At 73.6% G+C, this 18,586-nt stretch carries 13 protein-coding genes; 7 read left to right on the top strand and 6 right to left on the bottom strand.

Annotated elements, in window-relative coordinates:
• The first annotated feature begins 107 nt into the window (after positions 1 to 107).
• The 4 genes from BM064_RS07720 (at position 108) to BM064_RS07705 (ending at position 5,645) form a co-directional block, all read left to right on the top strand.
• Positions 108 to 1,844: an acyl-CoA dehydrogenase family protein gene (locus BM064_RS07720; RefSeq protein WP_092859163.1), complete on the top strand. Its 1,737-nt coding sequence runs from the start codon at positions 108 to 110 to the stop codon at positions 1,842 to 1,844.
• Between the two features lie 5 nt (positions 1,845 to 1,849).
• Positions 1,850 to 3,073, top strand: coding sequence for a CaiB/BaiF CoA transferase family protein (locus BM064_RS07715; RefSeq protein WP_092859162.1), 1,224 nt, complete (start codon positions 1,850 to 1,852; stop codon positions 3,071 to 3,073).
• Positions 3,074 to 3,639: 566 nt separating this feature from the next.
• Entirely contained in the window at positions 3,640 to 4,821 is a 1,182-nt protein-coding gene (locus BM064_RS07710) for a CaiB/BaiF CoA transferase family protein (RefSeq protein WP_092859161.1), read from the top strand.
• Entirely contained in the window at positions 4,818 to 5,645 is an 828-nt protein-coding gene (locus BM064_RS07705; RefSeq protein WP_092859160.1) for an enoyl-CoA hydratase, read from the top strand. Before BM064_RS07710 ends, BM064_RS07705 begins: the two co-directional genes overlap by 4 nt.
• Before the next feature lie 396 nt (positions 5,646 to 6,041).
• On the opposite strand, the gene BM064_RS07700 is transcribed toward BM064_RS07705, so the two are convergent.
• Positions 6,042 to 7,241, bottom strand: coding sequence for a serine hydrolase domain-containing protein (locus BM064_RS07700; protein WP_092859159.1), 1,200 nt, complete (start codon positions 7,239 to 7,241; stop codon positions 6,042 to 6,044).
• Between the two features lie 169 nt (positions 7,242 to 7,410).
• Here BM064_RS07700 and hisD point away from each other — a divergent pair, with 169 nt between their 5' ends.
• A complete protein-coding gene (gene hisD / locus BM064_RS07695; protein WP_245779089.1) occupies positions 7,411 to 8,733 on the top strand; it encodes a histidinol dehydrogenase in 1,323 nt (440 codons plus the stop codon).
• Positions 8,734 to 8,848: 115 nt separating this feature from the next.
• On the opposite strand, the gene BM064_RS07690 is transcribed toward hisD, so the two are convergent.
• Positions 8,849 to 9,322, bottom strand: a complete 474-nt coding sequence (locus BM064_RS07690) for an Lrp/AsnC family transcriptional regulator (protein ID WP_245779088.1) — start codon at positions 9,320 to 9,322, stop codon at positions 8,849 to 8,851.
• A gap of 128 nt (positions 9,323 to 9,450) precedes the next feature.
• Between BM064_RS07690 and BM064_RS07685 the strand changes: the two genes are divergently transcribed.
• The gene (locus BM064_RS07685; RefSeq protein WP_092859157.1) at positions 9,451 to 11,835 is read left to right on the top strand and encodes a transketolase; all 2,385 of its coding nucleotides are present in this window, start codon (positions 9,451 to 9,453) and stop codon (positions 11,833 to 11,835) included.
• Positions 11,836 to 11,853: 18 nt separating this feature from the next.
• On the opposite strand, the gene BM064_RS07680 is transcribed toward BM064_RS07685, so the two are convergent.
• The 4 genes from BM064_RS07680 to BM064_RS07665 form a co-directional block, all read right to left on the bottom strand.
• A complete protein-coding gene (locus tag BM064_RS07680; protein WP_092859156.1) occupies positions 11,854 to 13,770 on the bottom strand; it encodes a calcium-binding protein in 1,917 nt (638 codons plus the stop codon).
• Between the two features lie 195 nt (positions 13,771 to 13,965).
• A complete protein-coding gene (locus BM064_RS07675) occupies positions 13,966 to 16,215 on the bottom strand; it encodes a xanthine dehydrogenase family protein molybdopterin-binding subunit (RefSeq protein WP_245779087.1) in 2,250 nt (749 codons plus the stop codon).
• Complete coding sequence (locus BM064_RS07670; protein WP_092859154.1) at positions 16,208 to 17,218, bottom strand: FAD binding domain-containing protein; 1,011 nt, start codon at positions 17,216 to 17,218, stop codon at positions 16,208 to 16,210. The genes BM064_RS07675 and BM064_RS07670 overlap by 8 nt, the downstream gene beginning before the upstream one ends.
• Positions 17,215 to 17,715 (bottom strand): (2Fe-2S)-binding protein, encoded by a 501-nt coding sequence (locus BM064_RS07665; protein ID WP_092859153.1) that lies wholly within the window; start codon positions 17,713 to 17,715, stop codon positions 17,215 to 17,217. Before BM064_RS07665 ends, BM064_RS07670 begins: the two co-directional genes overlap by 4 nt.
• Positions 17,716 to 17,890: 175 nt before the next feature.
• On the opposite strand from BM064_RS07665, the gene BM064_RS07660 reads away from it, so the two are divergent.
• On the top strand, positions 17,891 to 18,535 hold the full coding sequence (locus BM064_RS07660; RefSeq protein WP_092859152.1) for a TetR/AcrR family transcriptional regulator: 645 nt from the start codon (positions 17,891 to 17,893) through the stop codon (positions 18,533 to 18,535).
• Positions 18,536 to 18,586: the final 51 nt, after the last annotated feature.

Below are 18,586 nucleotides of genomic sequence, written 5' to 3'. Positions count from 1 at the left end.
CCTATCGAACGATAGAAAATCGGTATTGGATCGGCAATCGCCTCCGGTGCAGGGTCCGCTCGGCCCCGCCCGCCCAGGGCGAGAGAGACACCCGGGAAGGACACGCCATGGCGAGCATCCACCGCAACATCCCCGACAGCGCCGGCCTGAACGTGCTGCGCGCCGACCCCGCGATGGCGGCGCTGCTCGAGGTCTATCTCGACCCCGCCGTGCACGCCCGCGTCATGCCCCAGGTCGACCGCATGGGCGCGCTCGCCGGCGGCGCGCTGGAGGAGCTGGCGCTGACCGCGGACAAGAACCCGCCCACGCTGCAGATCCGCGCCCGCAACGGCGCGAACCTCGAGCGGATCGAGAAGCATCCCGCCTATGTGGAGCTGGAGCGCGTGGCCTACGGCGAGTTCGGCCTCGCCGCCATGTCCCACCGCGCGGGCGTCTTCGGGGCCGAGGAGAAGCTCCCCCCGCTGGTGAAATACGCCCTCGTCTACCTGTTCGTGCAGGCGGAGTTCGGCCTGTGCTGCCCGTTGTCGATGACCGACAGCCTGACGCGCACGCTGGTGAAGTTCGGCGACCGCGAGCTGATCGACCGCTATTTCGATCAGCTGACCTCCCAGGACATGGACCAGCTCTTCCAGGGCGCGATGTTCATGACCGAGCAGATGGCCGGCTCCGACGTCGGCGCCATCGACACGATCGCCCGCCAGGAAGACGGCGCGTGGAAGCTCTACGGCGACAAGTGGTTCTGCTCGAACCCCGACGCGGCGCTGGCGATGGTGCTGGCCCGGCCCGAGGGCGCGGGGGACGGGACGAAAGCCCTCAGCCTGTTCCTGCTGCCGCGGCATCTGCCGGACGGCACGAAGAACGCCTACCGGATCCTGCGGCTGAAGGAGAAGATGGGCACCAAGTCCATGGCCTCGGGCGAGATCGCGCTGGAGGGGGCGACCGCCTACATGGTCGGCGACCCCGGCCAGGGCTTCAAGCAGATGACCGACATGATCAACAACTCGCGGCTCGCCAACGGCGTGCGCTCCGCGGGGATGATGCGCCGCTCGGTCAACGAGGCCCTGTTCATCGCCCGCAACCGCACCGCCTTCGGAAAGCGCCTGATCGACCTGCCGCTGATGCGCCGCCAGCTCCTGAAGATGCTGACGACGGCCGAGCAGGGCCGCTCGATGGTGTTCCAGACGGCCCGGGCGCTGGAGGCCTCCGACAAGGGCGACGCGCGCATGGCGAAGGTGCTGCGGATCATGACGCCGCTGCTGAAGTTCCGCACCTGCCGCGACGCGCGCAAGGTGGCGGGCGACGCGATGGAGGTCCGCGGCGGCTGCGGCTACATCGAGGAATGGTCCGACGCCCGCGTGCTGCGCGACAGCCACCTCGGCTCGATCTGGGAGGGGACGTCCAACATCGTCGCCCTCGACGTCTCCCGCGCCGTGAAGCGGGAGGACGCGCTGACCCACCTGACCGCCTATCTCGACGAGCTTTCCGCCCAGTCGGACGGCGATGCGGCCGCCGCCGCCCGCGCCCGCGACGCCTACCTGCGCGCGGCCGAGTTCCTCGACGCGGTGGCCCATGACCGCGAGCGCGAGGCCGACGCCCGCCAGGCCGCCTCGGCGGTCTACAACGCGACCTCGGCGGTGGTGATGTGCTGGGAGGACGCCCGCCTGCGCGAGCGCTCCAACGCCTATGCCGGCGACCGGGCGCGCCTGTCGGACGCGGTCGTCGCCCACAAGCTCTCGGTGCGCGACCCGATGCGCGGGACCGCCGGCGACGAGGGCGAGGCCTCGTCCATCCTCGAGCGCGCCCTGGCCGACGGCCCGGGCGTCGACGCCATCGCCGCGGAGTGACCCCGATGAAAGACGCCCCCGAGACCCGCCCCGCCCTCGCCCCCACCGGCGCCCTCGCCGGGCTGAAGGTGGTCGACCTCTCCCGCGTTCTGGGCGGCCCGTTCTGCGGCCAGATCCTGGGCGACCACGGCGCCGACGTGATCAAGGTCGAGCCGCCCGCGGGGGACGAGACCCGCGCCTGGGGTCCGCCGTTCCTGGACGGCACGGCCTCGTATTTCCTCGGGCTGAACCGCAACAAGCGGGCGATGGCGCTGGACCTGACCAGGCCGGAGGGGCGCGAGGTCCTGTTCCGCCTGCTCGAAGACGCCGACGTGCTGCTGGAGAACTTCAAGACCGGCACGCTGGAGAAATGGGGCCTCGGCTACGACGACGTGCTGGCCCCGCGCTTCCCGCGCCTGATCCACTGCCGGGTGTCGGGCTTCGGCGCCGACGGCCCGCTGGGCGGCCTGCCGGGCTACGACGCGATCCTGCAGGCGATGGGCGGCATCATGTCGGTCAACGGCACGCCCGAGAGCGGTCCGACCCGCGTGGGCCTGCCGGTGGTGGACATGGTGGCGGGCCTGAACGCCACGCTCGCCGTGATGCTGGCGCTCAAGAACCGCGCGGACACCGACAAGGGCCAGTTCGTCGAGAGCTCGCTGTTCGACGCCGCCCTGTCGCTGCTGCACCCGCATGCCGCGAACTACGTGCTGAACGGCAAGACCCCGCGGCTGACGGGCAACGACCATCCCAACATCAGCCCCTATTCGGCCTACGCGACCGCCACCCGGCCGGTGTATCTGGCGGTCGGCAACGACCGCCAGTTCCAGCGCCTCTGCGCGATCCTCGGCGCGCCGGAGATCGCGCAGGACCCCCGCTTCGCCACCAACGGCGACCGGGTGACCAACCGCGAGGACCTGCGCGCGGTCCTGGAAGCGGCGATGGCCGACAAGGACGGCGGCCCGCTGGCGCAGGAGCTGATCGAGGGCGGCGTCCCCGCCGGGCCGGTGCTGGACGTGGCCGAGGCGCTGGCCCAGCCCCACGCCCGCCACCGCGGCATGCGGGTGGAGATCGGCGACTACCAGGGCCTCGGCGCGCCGGCGAAGCTGAGCCGGACCCCCGCCGATTTCCGCCGCGCCCCGCCCGCCTTCGGCGAGCATACCGCCGAGATCCTGGCCGAGGCCGGCTATTCCGAGGACGAGATCGCCGCCCTCCTCGCCTCCGGCGTGGTCCCCCCCCCGAAGGCCTGACGCCCACGGCCTCCGCGCCGCCCCCGCCGCGCGCAGGCGCCGCGTCGACCGCGGCGCCTGCCTCACGCTCCCGCCCGCGGCGCAGGGCGGGCGTCGCGCCCCTGCGCCCGGCCCCGCCCCTGCGCCTGGCCCCGCCGCCCTCGCCCTGCCGGGCGCCCCTGGCCGCAAGCCCGTCCGGGAGCGCCTGTTCTCCGGAGCCGTCTCTCGCGGATGCCGAACAGAGCGACTCGCCCCCTCCGGTCAAGGATCGCGAAGCGACCCCGCGGAGCGGGGCTTGTCCTTGACCGGAGGGGGCGAGTCGCTCAGGCATCGCAAGCGAGAGACGGATCCGGAGGACAGGCGCGGGCGCTTTGTTCTTGGGTGAGTCAGGAGCCCGCCGGAGGCTCCCTCTCTCCGATCCGTCGCGACCTGCCGGCAGGCGCCCCGCAGCCAGGCCCGCCCGCAGGGCGCCCGCGTCCCCGCTCCCCTTCGCTGCATTCGCCCTCGACGCTCGACCCTCCCGCTGGCTAGGCTGCCGCTCCCGCCTGCAGGAGTCCGCCCCCCGTGCCCTACCGAGATCCCCCGCCGTGAGAGCCCCCGTCGCCGCCGGCCCGCTGTCGCGCTTCCGCATCCTCGACCTGACGCGGATCCGCTCCGGCCCGACCTGCGTGAAGCAGTTCGCCGACTGGGGCGCCGACGTGATCCGGATCGAGCCGCCGGCCGACGCCTCGGGCTATGCCGACCGCTCGGGCTCGGACTTCCAGAACCTGCACCGCAACAAGCGCTCGCTGACGCTGGACCTGAAGACGGAGGAGGGGCGCGGCCTGCTCCTGCGCCTCGTCGACGGCGCCGACGCGCTGGTCGAGAACTTCCGGCCCGGCGTGATGGACCGGCTGGGGCTGGGGTGGGAGGCGCTGCACGCGCGCAACCCGGCGCTGGTGATGGGGTCGATCTCGGGCTTCGGGCAGACCGGGCCCTACGCCTCGCGCCCCGGCTTCGACCAGGTGGCGCAGGGCATGGGCGGGCTGATGTCGGTGACCGGCCTGCCCGGCCAGGGGCCGGTGCGCGCGGGCATTCCGGTCGCGGACCTGACCGCGGGCATGTGGTGCGCCATGGGCGTCATGGCCGCCCTGCTCGAGCGCGAGGTCACCGGCGAGGGGCGCTGGGTGCAGACCTCGCTGCTTCAGGCGCAGGTGGCGATGCTGGACTTCCAGGCCGCCCGCTGGCTGATCGACGGCCAGGTCCCCGGCCAGGCCGGCAACGACCACCCCACGGCGACGCCGATGGGGGTCTACCCGGCCTCGGACGGGCTGATGAACATCGCCGTGACCGGCGCCCGCATGTGGCGGGATTTCTGCGCCGTGATCGGACGGGCGGACCTGGCCGACCACCCCGACTACGCCGCGCCGCGCGACCGCCTGCGCAACCGCCCCGCCCTCAACGCCCTGATCGGCGCGATCACCGCCACGCGAACCATCGCCGAGTGGACCGAGGCGCTGCTCGCGGCCTCCATTCCCTGCGGCCCGATCAACGCCGTCGACCAGGTCTTCGCCGACCCGCAGGTGCAGGCGATGGGGCTGGTGGGCGAGGTCGAGCATCCCTCGCGCGGGCCGCTGAAGGTGCTGAACCAGCCGGTCCGCATGTCCGGCGCCGAGCCGGTCCTGCGCGCGCCCGCGCCCGAGGCCGGCGAGCATTCCGACGAACTGCTGGCCGAACTCGGCCTTTCCGCGGCCGAGATCGCGGACCTGAAGGAGCGCAAGATCGCATGACCGCCATCCTCCCCGAGCCCATTCCCGAGGCCGACGGCTACACCCCGCAGATCCTCGCGACCGTCGAGGACGGGGTGGGCTGGATGACCGTCTCCAACCCCCGCCGCCGCAACGCGCTGACCCTGAACATGTGGCGCCAGATCCCCGCGGCGATGGCGGCGCTGGCGGGCGACGCTTCGGTGCGGGTGGTGGCGATCCGCGGCGAGGGCGAGGCGAGCTTCGTCTCGGGCGCCGACATCACCGAGTTCGGCCGCCTGCGCTCGACGCCCGAGCAGGTGGCGGCCTACGACCTCGCGGGCCGCGCGGCGGGCGAGGCGATCGCGGGCTGCCCGCTGCCCACGGTCGCGGTGATCCGCACCTGGTGCGTGGGGGGGGGCCTCGGCACGGCGCTGGGCTGCGACCTGCGCATCGCGGACGCCAACAGCCGCTTCGCGATCCCGGCGGCGAAGCTGGGCCTGGGCTACCGCTACCCGGGCGTGAAGACGCTGGTCGACCTGGTCGGCCCCTCCCACGCGGCCGAGATCTTCTACACCGCCCGCCAGTACGACGCCGAGGACGCCCTGCGCATCGGCCTGATCAACCGGGTGCTGCCCGTGGAGGGCTTCGACGAGGCCGCGGCGCGCTACCTCGCCGGCATCGCCGGCAACGCGCCGCTGACCATGAAGGCGGCGAAAATGGCGATCCGCGGCGCCACCGCGGCGGCGGAACCCGCCGGAATCGAGGAGATCGACGCCGCCATCCAGGCCTGCTTCGACAGCGAGGACTATGCCGAGGGCCGCGCGGCCTTCAAGGAGAAGCGGGCGCCGAGGTTCCAGGGGCGCTGATGCGCGCAGGCCGGCCCGCGCGAGACGCCGCCAGGCCCGCCTGCCGGCCGCTTGTCGAGGCATCGGTCTACAGGCGCCCTGCGGGCGGGCTTGGCTGCGTCGCGCCCTTGGCAACGGGAGCGAGGGATCGGGGAGGGAGGGAGCCTCCGGCGGGCTCCTGACTCACCAAAGAACAGGGCCCGCGCCTGTCCTCCGGATCCGTCTCTCGCTTCTGATGCCTGAGCGACTCGGCCGGAGGGGTCAAGGACAAGCCCGGCTTCGCCGGGTCGCTTCGCGATCCTTGACCCCTCCGGCCGAGTCGCTCTGATCGGCATCAGCGAGAGACGGCTCCGGAGAACAGGCGCTCGGCGAGGGTCGCCGGCCGCGCGCCGGGGCCCGGGGCAGGCGTGGCGCGGGTCAGGCGGCCGCGGCGCTGGCGCAGGCGGCGTCGGCGAGGGACTGGCCGCGGGGGTTCAGGAGCAGGCCGGGGCCCATCTTCGTCATCGCGTAGCCGAAGGAGAGGCCGAGCTCGGGGTCCGCGAAGCCCAGGCTGCCGCCGGCGCCGACATGGCCGAAGGCGCGCGGGCCGAGGACCAGGCTGTCGAGGCCGCGGGCGCGGTTGTCCATCGCCAGCATGAAGCCGGGGCCGAAGCGCGTCGGGATCTTCAGCGTCGCGTCGAGATGCGTGGCCGAGGTCGCGCGGTCGAAGCGCTCGGCGGTCTCGGGGCGCAGCAGGCGGGGGCCGGCCTCGGAGGCCAGCGGGGCGAACATGCCGGCCAGGGCGCGGGCGTTGGCGACGCCGCTCGCCGCTCCGATCTCGGCGGCGCGGCCCTCGGGCGTGTTCACCCCGCCCGAGGCCCAGGTCCCGTGGTTGAACAGGAACAGGTTGGGGATCGTGCCCGGCGTCTTCGCCTCGCGCGAGAAGGCGGTCTCGGGCGCGTCCTTGGGCGGGCGGAACAGGATCATCGGGGCGACGCGCGGCTCCTCCGACGCGGGCAGGCCGATGTGGAAGTCGAGGCCGAGCGGACCCGCGATCTCCTGCGCGAAGACCTGGCCGAGGCTCCTGCCCGTGGCGCGGCGGATCATCTCGCCGACGAGGAACCCGTAGGTCAGGGCGTGGTAGCCGGTGCGCTCGCCCGGGGTCCAGAAGGGGGGTTCGGCGGCCAGACGCTCGACCATGTAGTCCGGGTCCAGCAGGCAGTCGGGTTTCACAGGGTCGCGCAGCGCCGGCAGGCCCACCGTGTGGTCGAGCATCATCCGCAGCGTCGCGCCGCCCTTGCCGTGGGCGGCGAACTCCGGCCACAGGTCGGCGGCGGGCGCATCCAGGTCCAGCAGCCCCTGCTCGGCCAGGCGGTGGGCGGCCAGCGCCGTGGCGGCCTTGGTGCAGGAGAACACCACGCAGATCGTGTCCCGCCCCCAGGCGCGGCCCGTGGCGGGGTCCGCCAGGCCGCCCCACAGGTCCACCACCGTCTCGCCGCGGTGGGTGACGCAGACCGAGGCGCCGACCTCGCCCCGTTCGGCGAAATTGCGGGCGAAGGCCTCGCGCACCGGCTCGAAGCCGGGGGCGCAATGGCCCTCGATGCGCGGCTCGGGCGCGGAGGGGGCGGCGTCGGTCATGGAGATCCTCCCGGAGGTCCTCCCCGCTCTTTGCACGGCGGGGCGTTCGGCCTCCTGCATAGACCGGGCGCGGCGGGGGCGGCAACGCGCGGTTCCACGTCGACCGGCGGGCGCGATCGCTCTATCCCTTGCTGCACGACCCGCGCCCAGCCCCGGAGGAGACCGCCCCGTGATCACCCACCTCAAGACCGCCCGCTCCGCCGCCGAGCGCCAGGACGACGACGCGAAGGTGCGCGCCTCGGTCGAGGCGACGCTGGCGGAGATCGAGACGCGCGGCGACGCCGCGGTGCGGGAGCTGTCGGAGAAGTTCGACGGCTACTCCCCGCCCGCCTTCCGCCTCTCCCCCGGCGACATCGAGGGGCTGATGTCGCGCGTGGCGCCCCGCGACATGGAGGATCTGAAGTTCGCGCAGGCCCAGGTGAAGGCCTTCGCCCAGGCGCAGCGGGATTCGATGACCGACATCGAGGTCGAGCCGATCCCCGGCGTGATCCTCGGCCACAAGACCATCCCCGTGCAGTCGGTGGGCTGCTACGTGCCCGGCGGCAAGTTCCCGATGGTGGCCTCGGCGCACATGTCGGTGGCCACCGCCTCGGTCGCGAAGGTGCCGCGGATCATCGCCTGCACGCCCCCCTTCAAGGGCGAGCCGAACCCCGCCGTGATCGCCGCCATGCACCTCGGCGGCGCGCACGAGATCTACGTGCTGGGCGGCATCCAGGCCGTCGGCGCCATGGCGCTGGGGACCGAGACCATCGACCCCGTGCACATGCTCGTCGGCCCCGGCAACGCCTTCGTGGCCGAGGCCAAGCGGCAGCTCTTCGGGCGGGTGGGCATCGACCTCTTCGCCGGCCCCACCGAGACGCTGGTCATCGCCGACGAGCACGGGGCCGACGCCGAGCTCTGCGCCACCGACCTGCTGGGGCAGGCGGAGCACGGCTACAACTCGCCCTGCGTGCTGATCACCAACTCGCGCAGGCTGGCCGAGGACACGATGGCCGAGATCGACCGCCTGCTGGCGATCCTGCCGACGGCCGAGACGGCCTCGGCAAGCTGGCGCGACTACGGCGAGGTGATCCTGTGCGACAGCTACGAGGAGATGCTGGCGGCGGCGGAGGAGGTCGCCTCGGAGCATGTGCAGGTGATGACCGACCGCGACGACTGGTTCCTGGAGAACATGACCGCCTACGGCGCGCTGTTCCTGGGCGCGCGGACCAACGTGGCGAACGGCGACAAGGTGATCGGGACCAACCACACGCTGCCCACGAAGAAGGCCGGGCGCTACACGGGCGGGCTGTGGGTCGGCAAGTTCCTGAAGACGCACTCCTACCAGAAGATCCTGACCGACGAGGCGGCGGCGATGATCGGCGAATACGGCTCGCGCCTGTGCATGCTCGAGGGGTTCGTGGCCCATGCCGAGCAGTGCAACGTCCGCGTCCGCCGCTATGGCAAGCGCAACGTGCCCTTCGGCGCGGCGGCGGAGCCGGCGGGGGAGTGAGCGCGGTCCGGGGCTGAGGGAGGCCCCGGGTCGAGCCCGGGGCGTCCGTAGGGGTGGGCGTTGCGCGCGATCCGTCGGCGGGGCGCCCCTGGGGCGGGCGTCGCGCTCCCCGGGATCAGCGGCACGACAGGCCGGCGGCGCCGCCCTTGACGCGGCGGAGCGGGATCGAGCTCTCGATCGAGGCGACGCCGGGGGCGCGGGTCAGGCGGCCGACCAGGAAGGCCTCGAACTCCGGCAGGCCCGCGGTGGCGATGCGCAGCAGGTAGTCGCGCGCGCCGGTCATCAGCCAGCAGTCCACCACCTCGGGGAAGGCGGCGACGGCGGCCTCGAACTTCGCCAGCGCCTCGTCCACCTGCCGGTCCAGCTTCACCGAGACGAAGACCGAGAAGCCGCGGCCCAGCGCCCCCTCGTCGACCTGCGCCGTGTAGCCCGCGATCACGCCCGAGGCCTCCAGCATCCGCAGCCGGCGCGCGACGGGCGAGGGGCTGAGCCCCACGCGCTCGGCGATCTCGGCCACGGGGGCGCGGCCGTCGCGCTGAAGCTCGCGGAGGATGGCGCGGTCGAAGTCGTCGAGCTTGGCGGTTTCCACCAGATTCTCCCTCCCTTGCAGCGGATTTCACCAATATCGCCCGCAACCCTGCGGATAAAGGCGGAACCTGCCGCCGGCTCCGCGCTAGGATGGGAGGCCCTCCTTCCCCTCAAGCGCCAGAGCCCGCCATGCCCCGCCCCGACGCGCCCTTCCTCAAGACCATCGAGCAGCGGCTGCTGTGGCTGTCGCACTGGATGATCCACCACGCCAACCACGTCCGGCCGAAGGTGGACGGGATCAAGGTGGGCGGGCACCAGGCGAGCTCGGCCTCGATGGTCTCGATCATGACGGCGCTCTACTTCTCGGCGCTCCGGCCCGAGGACCGGGTGGCGGTGAAGCCCCATGCCTCGCCGGTGTTTCACGCCATCCAGCACCTGATGGGGAACCTGCCGCGCGAGAAGATGGAGGCGTTCCGGGGCCTCGGCGGCGTGCAGTCCTACCCCTCGCGCACCAAGGACGTGGACGACGTGGATTTCTCCACCGGCTCCGTCGGCCTGGGCGTCGCCATCACCGCCTTCGCCTCGCTGGTGCAGGACTACATCCAGGCGAAAAGCTGGGGCGAGGGCGCGCCCATGGGCCGGATGATCGCGCTGGTCGGCGACGCGGAGCTGGACGAGGGCAACGTCTACGAGACGCTGCAGGAGGGCTGGAAGAACGATCTCCGCAACTGCTGGTGGATCATCGACTACAACCGCCAGAGCCTGGACGGCATCGTGCGCGAGGGGCTGTTCGAGCGCATCGAGAAGATCTTCGGCGCCTTCGGCTGGGAGGTCGTGCGGGTGAAATACGGCGCCCTGCAGCGCGCCGCCTTCGAGGAGAAGGGCGGCGAGAAGCTGCGCGGCTGGATCGACGCCTGCACCAACCAGGACTATTCGGCGCTGACCTACATGGGCGGCGCGGTGTGGCGGAAGCGGCTGCTGGACGACCTCGGCGACCAGGGCGACGTCACCGCCCTGATCGAGCGCCGCTCGGACCGCGAGCTGGCCGCGCTGATGGAGAACCTAGGCGGCAACTGCGTGGAGACGATGGCCGACGCCTTCGCCGCCATAGACCACGACCGGCCGACCTGCTTCCTCGCCTACACGGTGAAGGGTTGGGGGACGCCCATCGCCGGCCACAAGGACAACCACGGCGGGCTGATGACGGCGAAGCAGTTCGCCGACTGGCAGGCCCACATGGGCGTCCCCGAGGGCGAGGAGTGGGAGCGGTTCGCGACCGTGCGCGACGCGGGCGCCCTGCAGGGGTTCCTGGACCGCGTCCCGTTCTTCGCCAAGGGCCCCCGCCGCCTGTCGGACGCGCGCGTCCCGGCCCCCGAGATCGACGCCGCGACGGATCGCGAGATCTCGACCCAGATGGCCTTCGGCAAGATCCTCGACGGGATCGCCAAGGGGGGCGGGGCGCTGGCGGAGCGGATCCTGACCACCTCTCCGGACGTGACCGGGACCACCAGCCTCGGCCCCTGGGTGAACCGGCGCAAGCTTTTCGCCCGCACCGCCCAGCAGGACGCCTTCATCGAGCATCGCATCCCCTCCACCGCCAAGTGGGAGTTCACGCCCGAGGGCCAGCATATCGAGCTCGGCATCGCCGAGATGAACCTGTTCCTGCTGCTGGGGGCGGCGGGGCTGTCGCATTCCCTCTTCGGGCGCCGGCTGATCCCCATCGGCACGCTCTACGACCCGTTCGTGAACCGCGGCCTCGATGCGCTGACCTACGCCTGCTACCAGGACGCGCGCTTCATCGTGGTCGGCACCCCCTCGGGCGTGACGCTGGCCCCGGAAGGCGGCGCGCACCAGTCCATCGGCACGCCGCTGGTGGGGATGAGCCAGGACGGGCTCGCCGCCTTCGAGCCCGCCTTCGCCGACGAGCTGGGCGTGATCCTGGAATGGGCCTTCGACTACCTCCAGCGCGACGGCGACCAGGCGCCGGACGCCCGCACCTGGCTGCGCGACGCGACCGGCGGCTCGGTCTACCTGCGCCTGACCACCAACCCCATCGAGCAGCCGAAGCGCGAGATGACGCCCGACCTCCGCCAGGCCATCGTCGACGGCGCCTACTGGCTGCGCGAGCCCGGCCCCAACGCCGAGCTGGTCATCGCCTTCCAGGGCGCCGTCGCCCCCGAGGCCATCGCGGCCGCGGGGATGCTGGCCGAGGGGCGGCGCGACATCGGGGTGCTGGCGGTGACCTCGGCCGACCGGCTGCATGCCGGCTGGAACGCCGCCCAGCGCGCCCGCGCCGCCGGCCGGGCGGAGGCGCGCGCCCATGTCGAGGGGCTGCTCGCCCCCCTGCCCCCGCATTGCGCGATGGTCACGGCGATCGACGGCCACCCCGCCACGCTCTCCTGGCTGGGCGCGGTGCAGGGTCACCGCACGATCCCGCTCGGCGTCGAGCACTTCGGCCAGACCGGGACCATCGGCGAGCTCTACCGCCACTACGGCATCGACGCCCGCTCGATCGCCGAGCGGGGCGCGGCGCTGACCGCGGGGCGGCCGACGCTGGCCTGGTCGCGGGGCTGACGCGAGGGGCCGGGGCGCCTAGAGCAGGAAGTCCCCGGCCTTCAGCGCGCCCCCGTCGGCGGAGACCCCGAAGACCAGATCGGCGCGCCCGTCGCCGTCGACGTCGGCCTGCACGACCACGTCGCCGTCGCGGAGCGTGCGGATGCGAAGCTGGCCCGCGCGCTCGGAGAAATCGGCCTCGCCGATGAACCTGAAGGCGTCGTCGCGGTCGCTCGCCGCCTTCGCGTCGATGGCCGAGAGGTCGATGCGGTCGCCCTGCCGGCGGGAGAAGTCCAGGATCAGGTCCAGCGCATCGCGCGCGGCGCTGTCCTCGACCGCGAGGAACACGAACCGGTCCCCGCCCTTGTCCCCGCGCAACTGGTCCGAGCCGGCGCCGCCGATCAGGACGTCGCGCGCCCCGCCGCCCTCGAGCACGTCGTCGCCGGAGTCGCCCTGCAGCCGGTCCCGCTCGGAGCCGCCCTCCAGCTGGTCGTCGCCGGCGCCGCCGAGGAGCTGATCCTTCCCCGCGCCGCCCACCAGCCGGTCGTTTCCGCTGAGGCCGAACAGGGAGTCGCCGCCGCCCTCGCCCAGAAGGACGTCGCGGTTAGCGCCGCCGTCGAGGTGGTCGCCGTCCGCGCCGCCCTCCAGCCGGTCCTTGCCGCCGTCGCCGGCCATCAGGTCGCCGCCGGCGCCGCCCTCCATCCGGTCGTCGCCGCCGCCGCCGAACAGGAGGTCGTCGCCGCCGTGGCCGAAGATCCGGTCCTTGCCGCCCTCGCCCCGGATCTCGTCGCTCTTGTCGTAGCCGGTCAGGAAATCGTCGAGATCGGTCCCCGTCACGTCGATCGCCGGGCGCAGGTCGACGGTCGTCGCGCTCGAGACGTCGCGCGTGCCGTCGCCCGCGTTCTCGGCGGCGAGCGAGGCGATCAGCAGCCGCAGACCCTCCCCCGGCGCCTGGGCGAGCGGGACGACCCGCAGGGCGGAAGCGTCGCTCCGGACCGCGCCGTCCACCGTCGCCGAGGCGATCACGTCGCCGTCGAAGTCGACGATCTGCACCTGCGCCTGGCCGCTGAAGGAGGAGCCGAGCACCACGGCGTAGCCCACGCCCGCGATCTCGACCGCGCCGGAGCGGGGCAGCAGGTCGGCGGTGGGCAGGAACTCCAGCTCCGCGACCTCCGCCGCGCCGGCGTCGGGCCTCGCCACCGCCAGCCGCAGCCCGTCCGAGGTGGTCAGCGCCGCGACGGTGTTGCCGGCCGAGGCGAAGGTCGGCGTGAAGGGCGAGGCGACGTTGAGGAAGTCGAAGTCGACGTCCGACCCGGTCCCCGCCACGCTCTCCACCGTGAAGCCGGAGGCGAAGTTCGCCGGATCGAACAGCGAGGGCGTGCGCACCAGCGTGCCGTCGTCGAGCGCCAGCACGGCGGCGTCGGTCGGAACCGCCTGGTCCAGCGCCAGCATCCGGCCGGTGCGCAGGTTGAAGCCGAAGAGCTCCCCGGTCCCGGCCATGACCGCCGTCGGCGCCGCGCCCTCGTCCGGCGCGCTCCGGTCGAGGAAAGCGGACGGCGAGAGGCGGCCCTCCAGCTTCTCCGACCGGCTCGCGACCTGCAGGCCCTCGTCGTTGAAGAGACGCGCGGTGAAGCGGGACTCCGGCGTCTCCACCCCCCTCAGCCGCCGGCCGAGGTAGAGCAGCCCCCCGTCGTCCGTCGGCGCGATCGCGGCGAGGAGCGAGATGTCGGAGGGGTTCTCCGTCTCGATCACCGTCGGCGCGCCCGCCGCCGCCAGCGCGCCCGAGGCGTCGGGGCGGAAGAACGACAGGCACAGCCGGTCGATCTCGGCGTCGTCCTCCCCCTCCAGCGAGAGGTTGACGAACAGGACCGCCACGCCCCCGTCCGAGAGGCCGACGATGTCGAGGATCTGCGCATTGTTGCGCAGTCCTCCCAGAAGCAGGCTGAAACTGGTCACGGGTCCGATCCGATCAGGCGAGGTCGCGCCAGTTGAGCGCGGGCGCGCGCCGCGTCCAACGCCTCGGCCCCCCGGACGCCACGAAACCTCACGTAGCGGCGCCGGCGCCACATGAACGCGCGGAATCAACCGGATGAATGGAAGCGCCCGCCCGCGGGACGCGGGCGGGCGCGGTCCCCTTCACGGGGCGCAGGCTCAGCCGATCAGCGTCTCGAGGTGGATCGGGAACTTGCGCGGGCGCCTGCCGGTGGCGTGCCAGATCGCGTTGGCGATCGCCCCCGCGGCGCCGGAGATCGCCAGCTCGCCGACCCCCTTCACCCCCAGCGCGTTCACGTGCGGGTCGTCCTCGTGCACCGTCAGCACCGTCATCGCCGGGATGTCGGCATGCACCGGCACGTGGTAGCCGGCGAGGTCGGCGTTGGCGATGCGCCCGGTGACGGGATCGTGCACCGCCGCCTCGTGCAGGGCGAAGCTCAGGCCCCAGATCATGCCGCCCTCGAGCTGGCTCCTGGCCAGCTTGGGGTTGATGATCCGCCCCGCCGCGAAGGCGCCGACCATGCGGGTGACGCGCACCTGCCCGAGGTCGGGGTCCACCGCCGTCTCGGCGAAGATCGCCCCGTGGGAGAAGAAGGCATGCGCCTCCGCCGCCGACTCGGGGCGGGAGGACGAGCCCTCGCCGACCAGGATCTCCTGCCCCGCGCGGGCGAGGATCTCGGCGTAGCTCTCCGAGCGGCTGTCGTCGTCGCGCCGGTGCAGGCGGCCGGCCCGCGCCTCGACGCCGGAGTTGCCGGCCCCGAAGAGCGGCGACTCGGGGTCGTTGACCGCCAGTTCCGTCAGCCGCCCGATGGCGTCGGAGCCCGCCGCATGCAGCGCCGCCCCCGCCGTCGCCGTGTGGCCCGAGCCGCCGGCGATGCCCGCGTCCGGCAGGTCGGAGGACCCGGAGCGGAACTCCACCTGATCGATGTCCAGTCCCAGGCCGTCGGCCGCGATCTGGGCGAGCGCGGTCCACGCCCCCTGCCCCATGTCGACGCCCGAGGTCTCGACCAGCGCGGTGCCGTCCGCCCTCAGCGTCGCCCGGGCCTGGGCGGCGAAGAAGGTGGCGGGGAACTGGGCGGTGCCCATGCCCCAGCCCAGCAGGCGGCCCTGCGCGTCGGTCAACGAGCGGGGCTCGAGCGGGCGCTTCTCCCAGCCGAAGGTCCTGGCGGCCTCGGCGTAGCACTCGCGCAGCGCCTTGGAGGAGAAGGGCAGCCCCGTCGCCGGGTCGCGGTCGGCGTAGTTGCGCAGCCGGAACTCCAGCGGGTCCATGCGCATCGCCCAGGCCGCCTCGTCGACGGCGCATTCCAGCGCCGCCGAGCCCGAGGCCTCGCCGGGCGCGCGCATCGCCATCGGCGTGCCCTTGTCGACCCGCACGCCGCGGTGCGTCACCAGCAGGTTGGGCGCCGCGTAGAGGTTCTTGGAGACGTTGGCCGCCGGCTCCAGGAACTCGTCGAAGCTGGAGGTCAGGCTGTCGGCGTGGTGGGCGAGCGCCGTCAGCCGGCCCTCGTCGTCCATGCCCAGGCGCAGGGTCTGGCGGGTGCCGCCGCGGTGGCCGGTGGGGCCGTACATCTGCTCGCGCCGGAAGACGTATTTCACCGGCCGTCCCAGCGCCCGCGCCGCCAGGATCGCCAGCACGTAGGGCCCGGTCGGGATCGCCTTCGAGCCGAAGCCGCCGCCCAGGAAGGGCGTGCGCACCAGGATGTTCTCGGGCGGGATGCCGAAGAAGCGCGCGAACATCGGCCGGGCCATCACCGGGGCCTGGTTGGGCATGTCCAGCGTCAGCCGGTCGCCGTCCCATTCGGCCACCACCGCATGGGGCTCCATGGCGTTGTGGTACTGGTCGGGCGTCTCCCACGTCCCCTCCAGCCGGTTGGGCGCGGCCTCTAGCGCGCCCGGCGCGTCCCCGACCGCGTGGCTGGGGGGCGAGCCGACGCCGACGCTGTCGGGGGCGAAGGGCTCGCCGCCCTCGAAGCCCAGGCGCGGGGTCTCGGCCTCGACCTGCGGGGAGAGCAGGCGCGCGGCCTCGGTCGCGGCCTCCAGCGTCTCGGCCACCACCAGGGCGATCGGCTGGCCGGCGTAGCGGATCCGGTCGCTCTGCAGCGCGTCGATCTTGAAGGCGAAGGGGAAGGGCTTGGCGTCGGGGTCGCCGGCGAGGTCGGGCCGGTTCTCGTGCGTCCAGACCTCGACCACGCCCGGGTAGGCGCGGGCGGCGGCGACGTCGAGCGAGACGATCCGCCCGCGGGCGACCGGCGCGGTCGCGGTGACCGCGTGCAGGCAGCCCTCGGGGCGGTTGTCGGCGGCGTAGGCGGCGGTCCCCGTCACCTTGGCGACGCCGTCGCGACGCGACATCGGCTGCCCGGCGTTGGAGCCCAGGCGCGTGGGGACGGAGGCGGCGATCGCATCAGACATGGGCGGGCGCTCCATATTCGGCATCGAAGGGGGAGGCCGGCAGCGCCGGCATCCGCGCAGGCGTGCCGGCCGCGGCCAGGGCCAGCGCCCGGGCCGCGGTGCGGCGCGCGAGCTCGATCTTGAAGGCGTTCTCGCCGGACGGCCTCGCATCCGCCAGCGCCAGCGCCGCGGCCTCGCCGAAGATCGCCGCCGTCGGGGCGGCGCCCGCCAGCAGCGCCTCGGCCGCCTCGGCCCGCCAGGCCTTGTGCGCGACCCCGCCCAGCGCCAGCCGCGCCTCGGCGATGGTCCCGCCCTCGATCCGCAGCGCGGCCGCGGCCGAGACCAGGGCGAAGGCGAAGGAGGTCCGCTCGCGCAGCTTCACGTAGCGGGCGTTGCCGGCGAAGGCCGCGGCCTCGCCCGGCAGGAAGAGCGCGGTCAGCAGCTCGCCCGGGGCCAGGGTCGGCGCCGCCTCCCCCGCGCCCTCGGGCAGGGCGAAGAGGTCGGACAGCGCCGCGCGGCGCGTCCCCCCGGGCCCCGCGATCTCCACCGCCGCGCCCAGCGCCGCCAGCGGCACGCAGAAGTCGGAGGGATGCACCGAGCGGCAGCTCTCGGTCCAGCCGAGCACCGCATGCTCGCGCGGCTCTCCCGCGAGCCCGCCCGACAGCGCGGCGCGCGGCCGCTGCAGGATGTTGCCGCCCACGGTGGCGGCGTTGCGCAGCTGCGCGGAGGCGCCCGACAGCAGCGCCTCGGCCACCGCCGGGAAACGGGACAGGACCGAAGCGTGGCGGGCCACGTCGGAATTGCGCGCCATCGCGCCGATGCGCAGGCCGCCGTCGGGCTGATCCTCGATCGCGTCGAGCCCCGGCAGGCGGGTCACGTCGATCAGGACCTCAGGCGTGGCGACGCCCACCTTCATCAGGTCGAGCAGGTTGGTCCCCCCCGCCAGATAGGCCGCGCCGGGGGCCGCGGCGGCGCGGACCGCCTCCTCGACCGAGGCGGGGCGCAGGTAGTCGAAGCGGTTCATGCCGCAGCCTCCTTCTCGGCGTCCTCGGCCTTCATCCGGGTCTGCGCGGCCAGCACCGCCTCGACGATCCCCGAATGCGCGCCGCAACGGCACAGGTTGCCGCTCAGCCCCTCGCGGATCCGCTCGGGGTCGGCGCCGGCCTCGCCCTCGGCGATCAGGGCCACGGCGGACATGATCTGGCCGGGGGTGCAAAAGCCGCACTGGAAGCCGTCGTGGTCGATGAAGGCCTGCTGCACGGGATGCAGGGCGCCGTCCAGCGCCAGGCCCTCGATGGTGGTGATCTCGGCGTCGTCGAGGGTCACGGCCAGCGTCATGCAGGCGTTCACCCGCCGCCCGTCCACGATCACCGTGCAGGCGCCGCACTGGCCGCGGTCGCAGCCCTTCTTGGTTCCGGTCAGGTCCAGCCGCTCGCGCAGCAGGTCCAGCAGGGTGACGCGGGGATCATCCAGCGCGATCTCGCGCCGCTCCCCGTTGAGGGTGAAGCTCATGGAGGTCATGAAGGGCTCCCGTTGGCCTGGAGGCGGTCTGGTTTCGAGTCGACCTTGGGGCGGGGCTGTGTCACGGAGGAGGGGAGGCCCCCTCCGCATCGACCGCGGCCGCGGCCTTGACCCCAATATGCGGAGGCACCCTCCGCTTTTCAAGGGCGATCCGCGGGATCGCGTGCGGAGAGGCATGGACGACGGCGAGGCGCAGGGCGCGACGACGCGCGGGACCGGGGCGGCCGAGGCGAAGCCGCCCCGCGCCCCCCGCAAGCCCCGCGCCGATTCGCTGCGCAACCGCGAGAGCCTGCTGACCGCCGCCCGCGTCGTCTTCGCCGAGGGGGGGCCGGACGCCAGCCTCGAGGCGGTGGCGCGGCGCGCGGGCCTGGGCATCGGCACGCTCTACCGCCACTTCCCCACCCGCGAGGCCCTGTTCCAGGCCGTCTACCGCCGCGAGGCCGAGGAGCTGGCGGCGCTGGCCGAAGGGCTTGCCGGCGCCAACGACCCGGTCGAGGCGCTGCGCCGCTGGCTGACCGCGGCGGTGGGGATGGTGGCGACGAAGAAGGGGATGGTCGCGGTGCTCTCGCCCACGCTCGACACCGGCGACCCGCTGTTCGCCGAGGTCAAGGCGATGCTGCTCGGCGCGCTCGAGGCGCTGACCGCCCGCGCCGTCGACGCCGGGGCGATCCGCCCCGACGTGCCGGCGGCCGACGTGATGCAGGCCCTGTTCAGCTTCTGCTACGCCATCGAGGGGCCCGCGTGGCAGCCGGCGGTGCTGCGCCTGCTCGACGTCTTCGTGGACGGGCTGCGCCTGCCTCCGGATCCCGCCCGCCCCTGACGGCCGAAGGCCCGCCCCCCGGACGAGGGGGGGCGGGCCGGCCGCAGGCGC

It is taken from the genome of Albimonas pacifica (genome assembly GCF_900113695.1).
GTDB lineage: Bacteria > Pseudomonadota > Alphaproteobacteria > Rhodobacterales > Rhodobacteraceae > Albimonas > Albimonas pacifica.
This window is presented reverse-complemented; position numbering and strand designations above follow the sequence as displayed.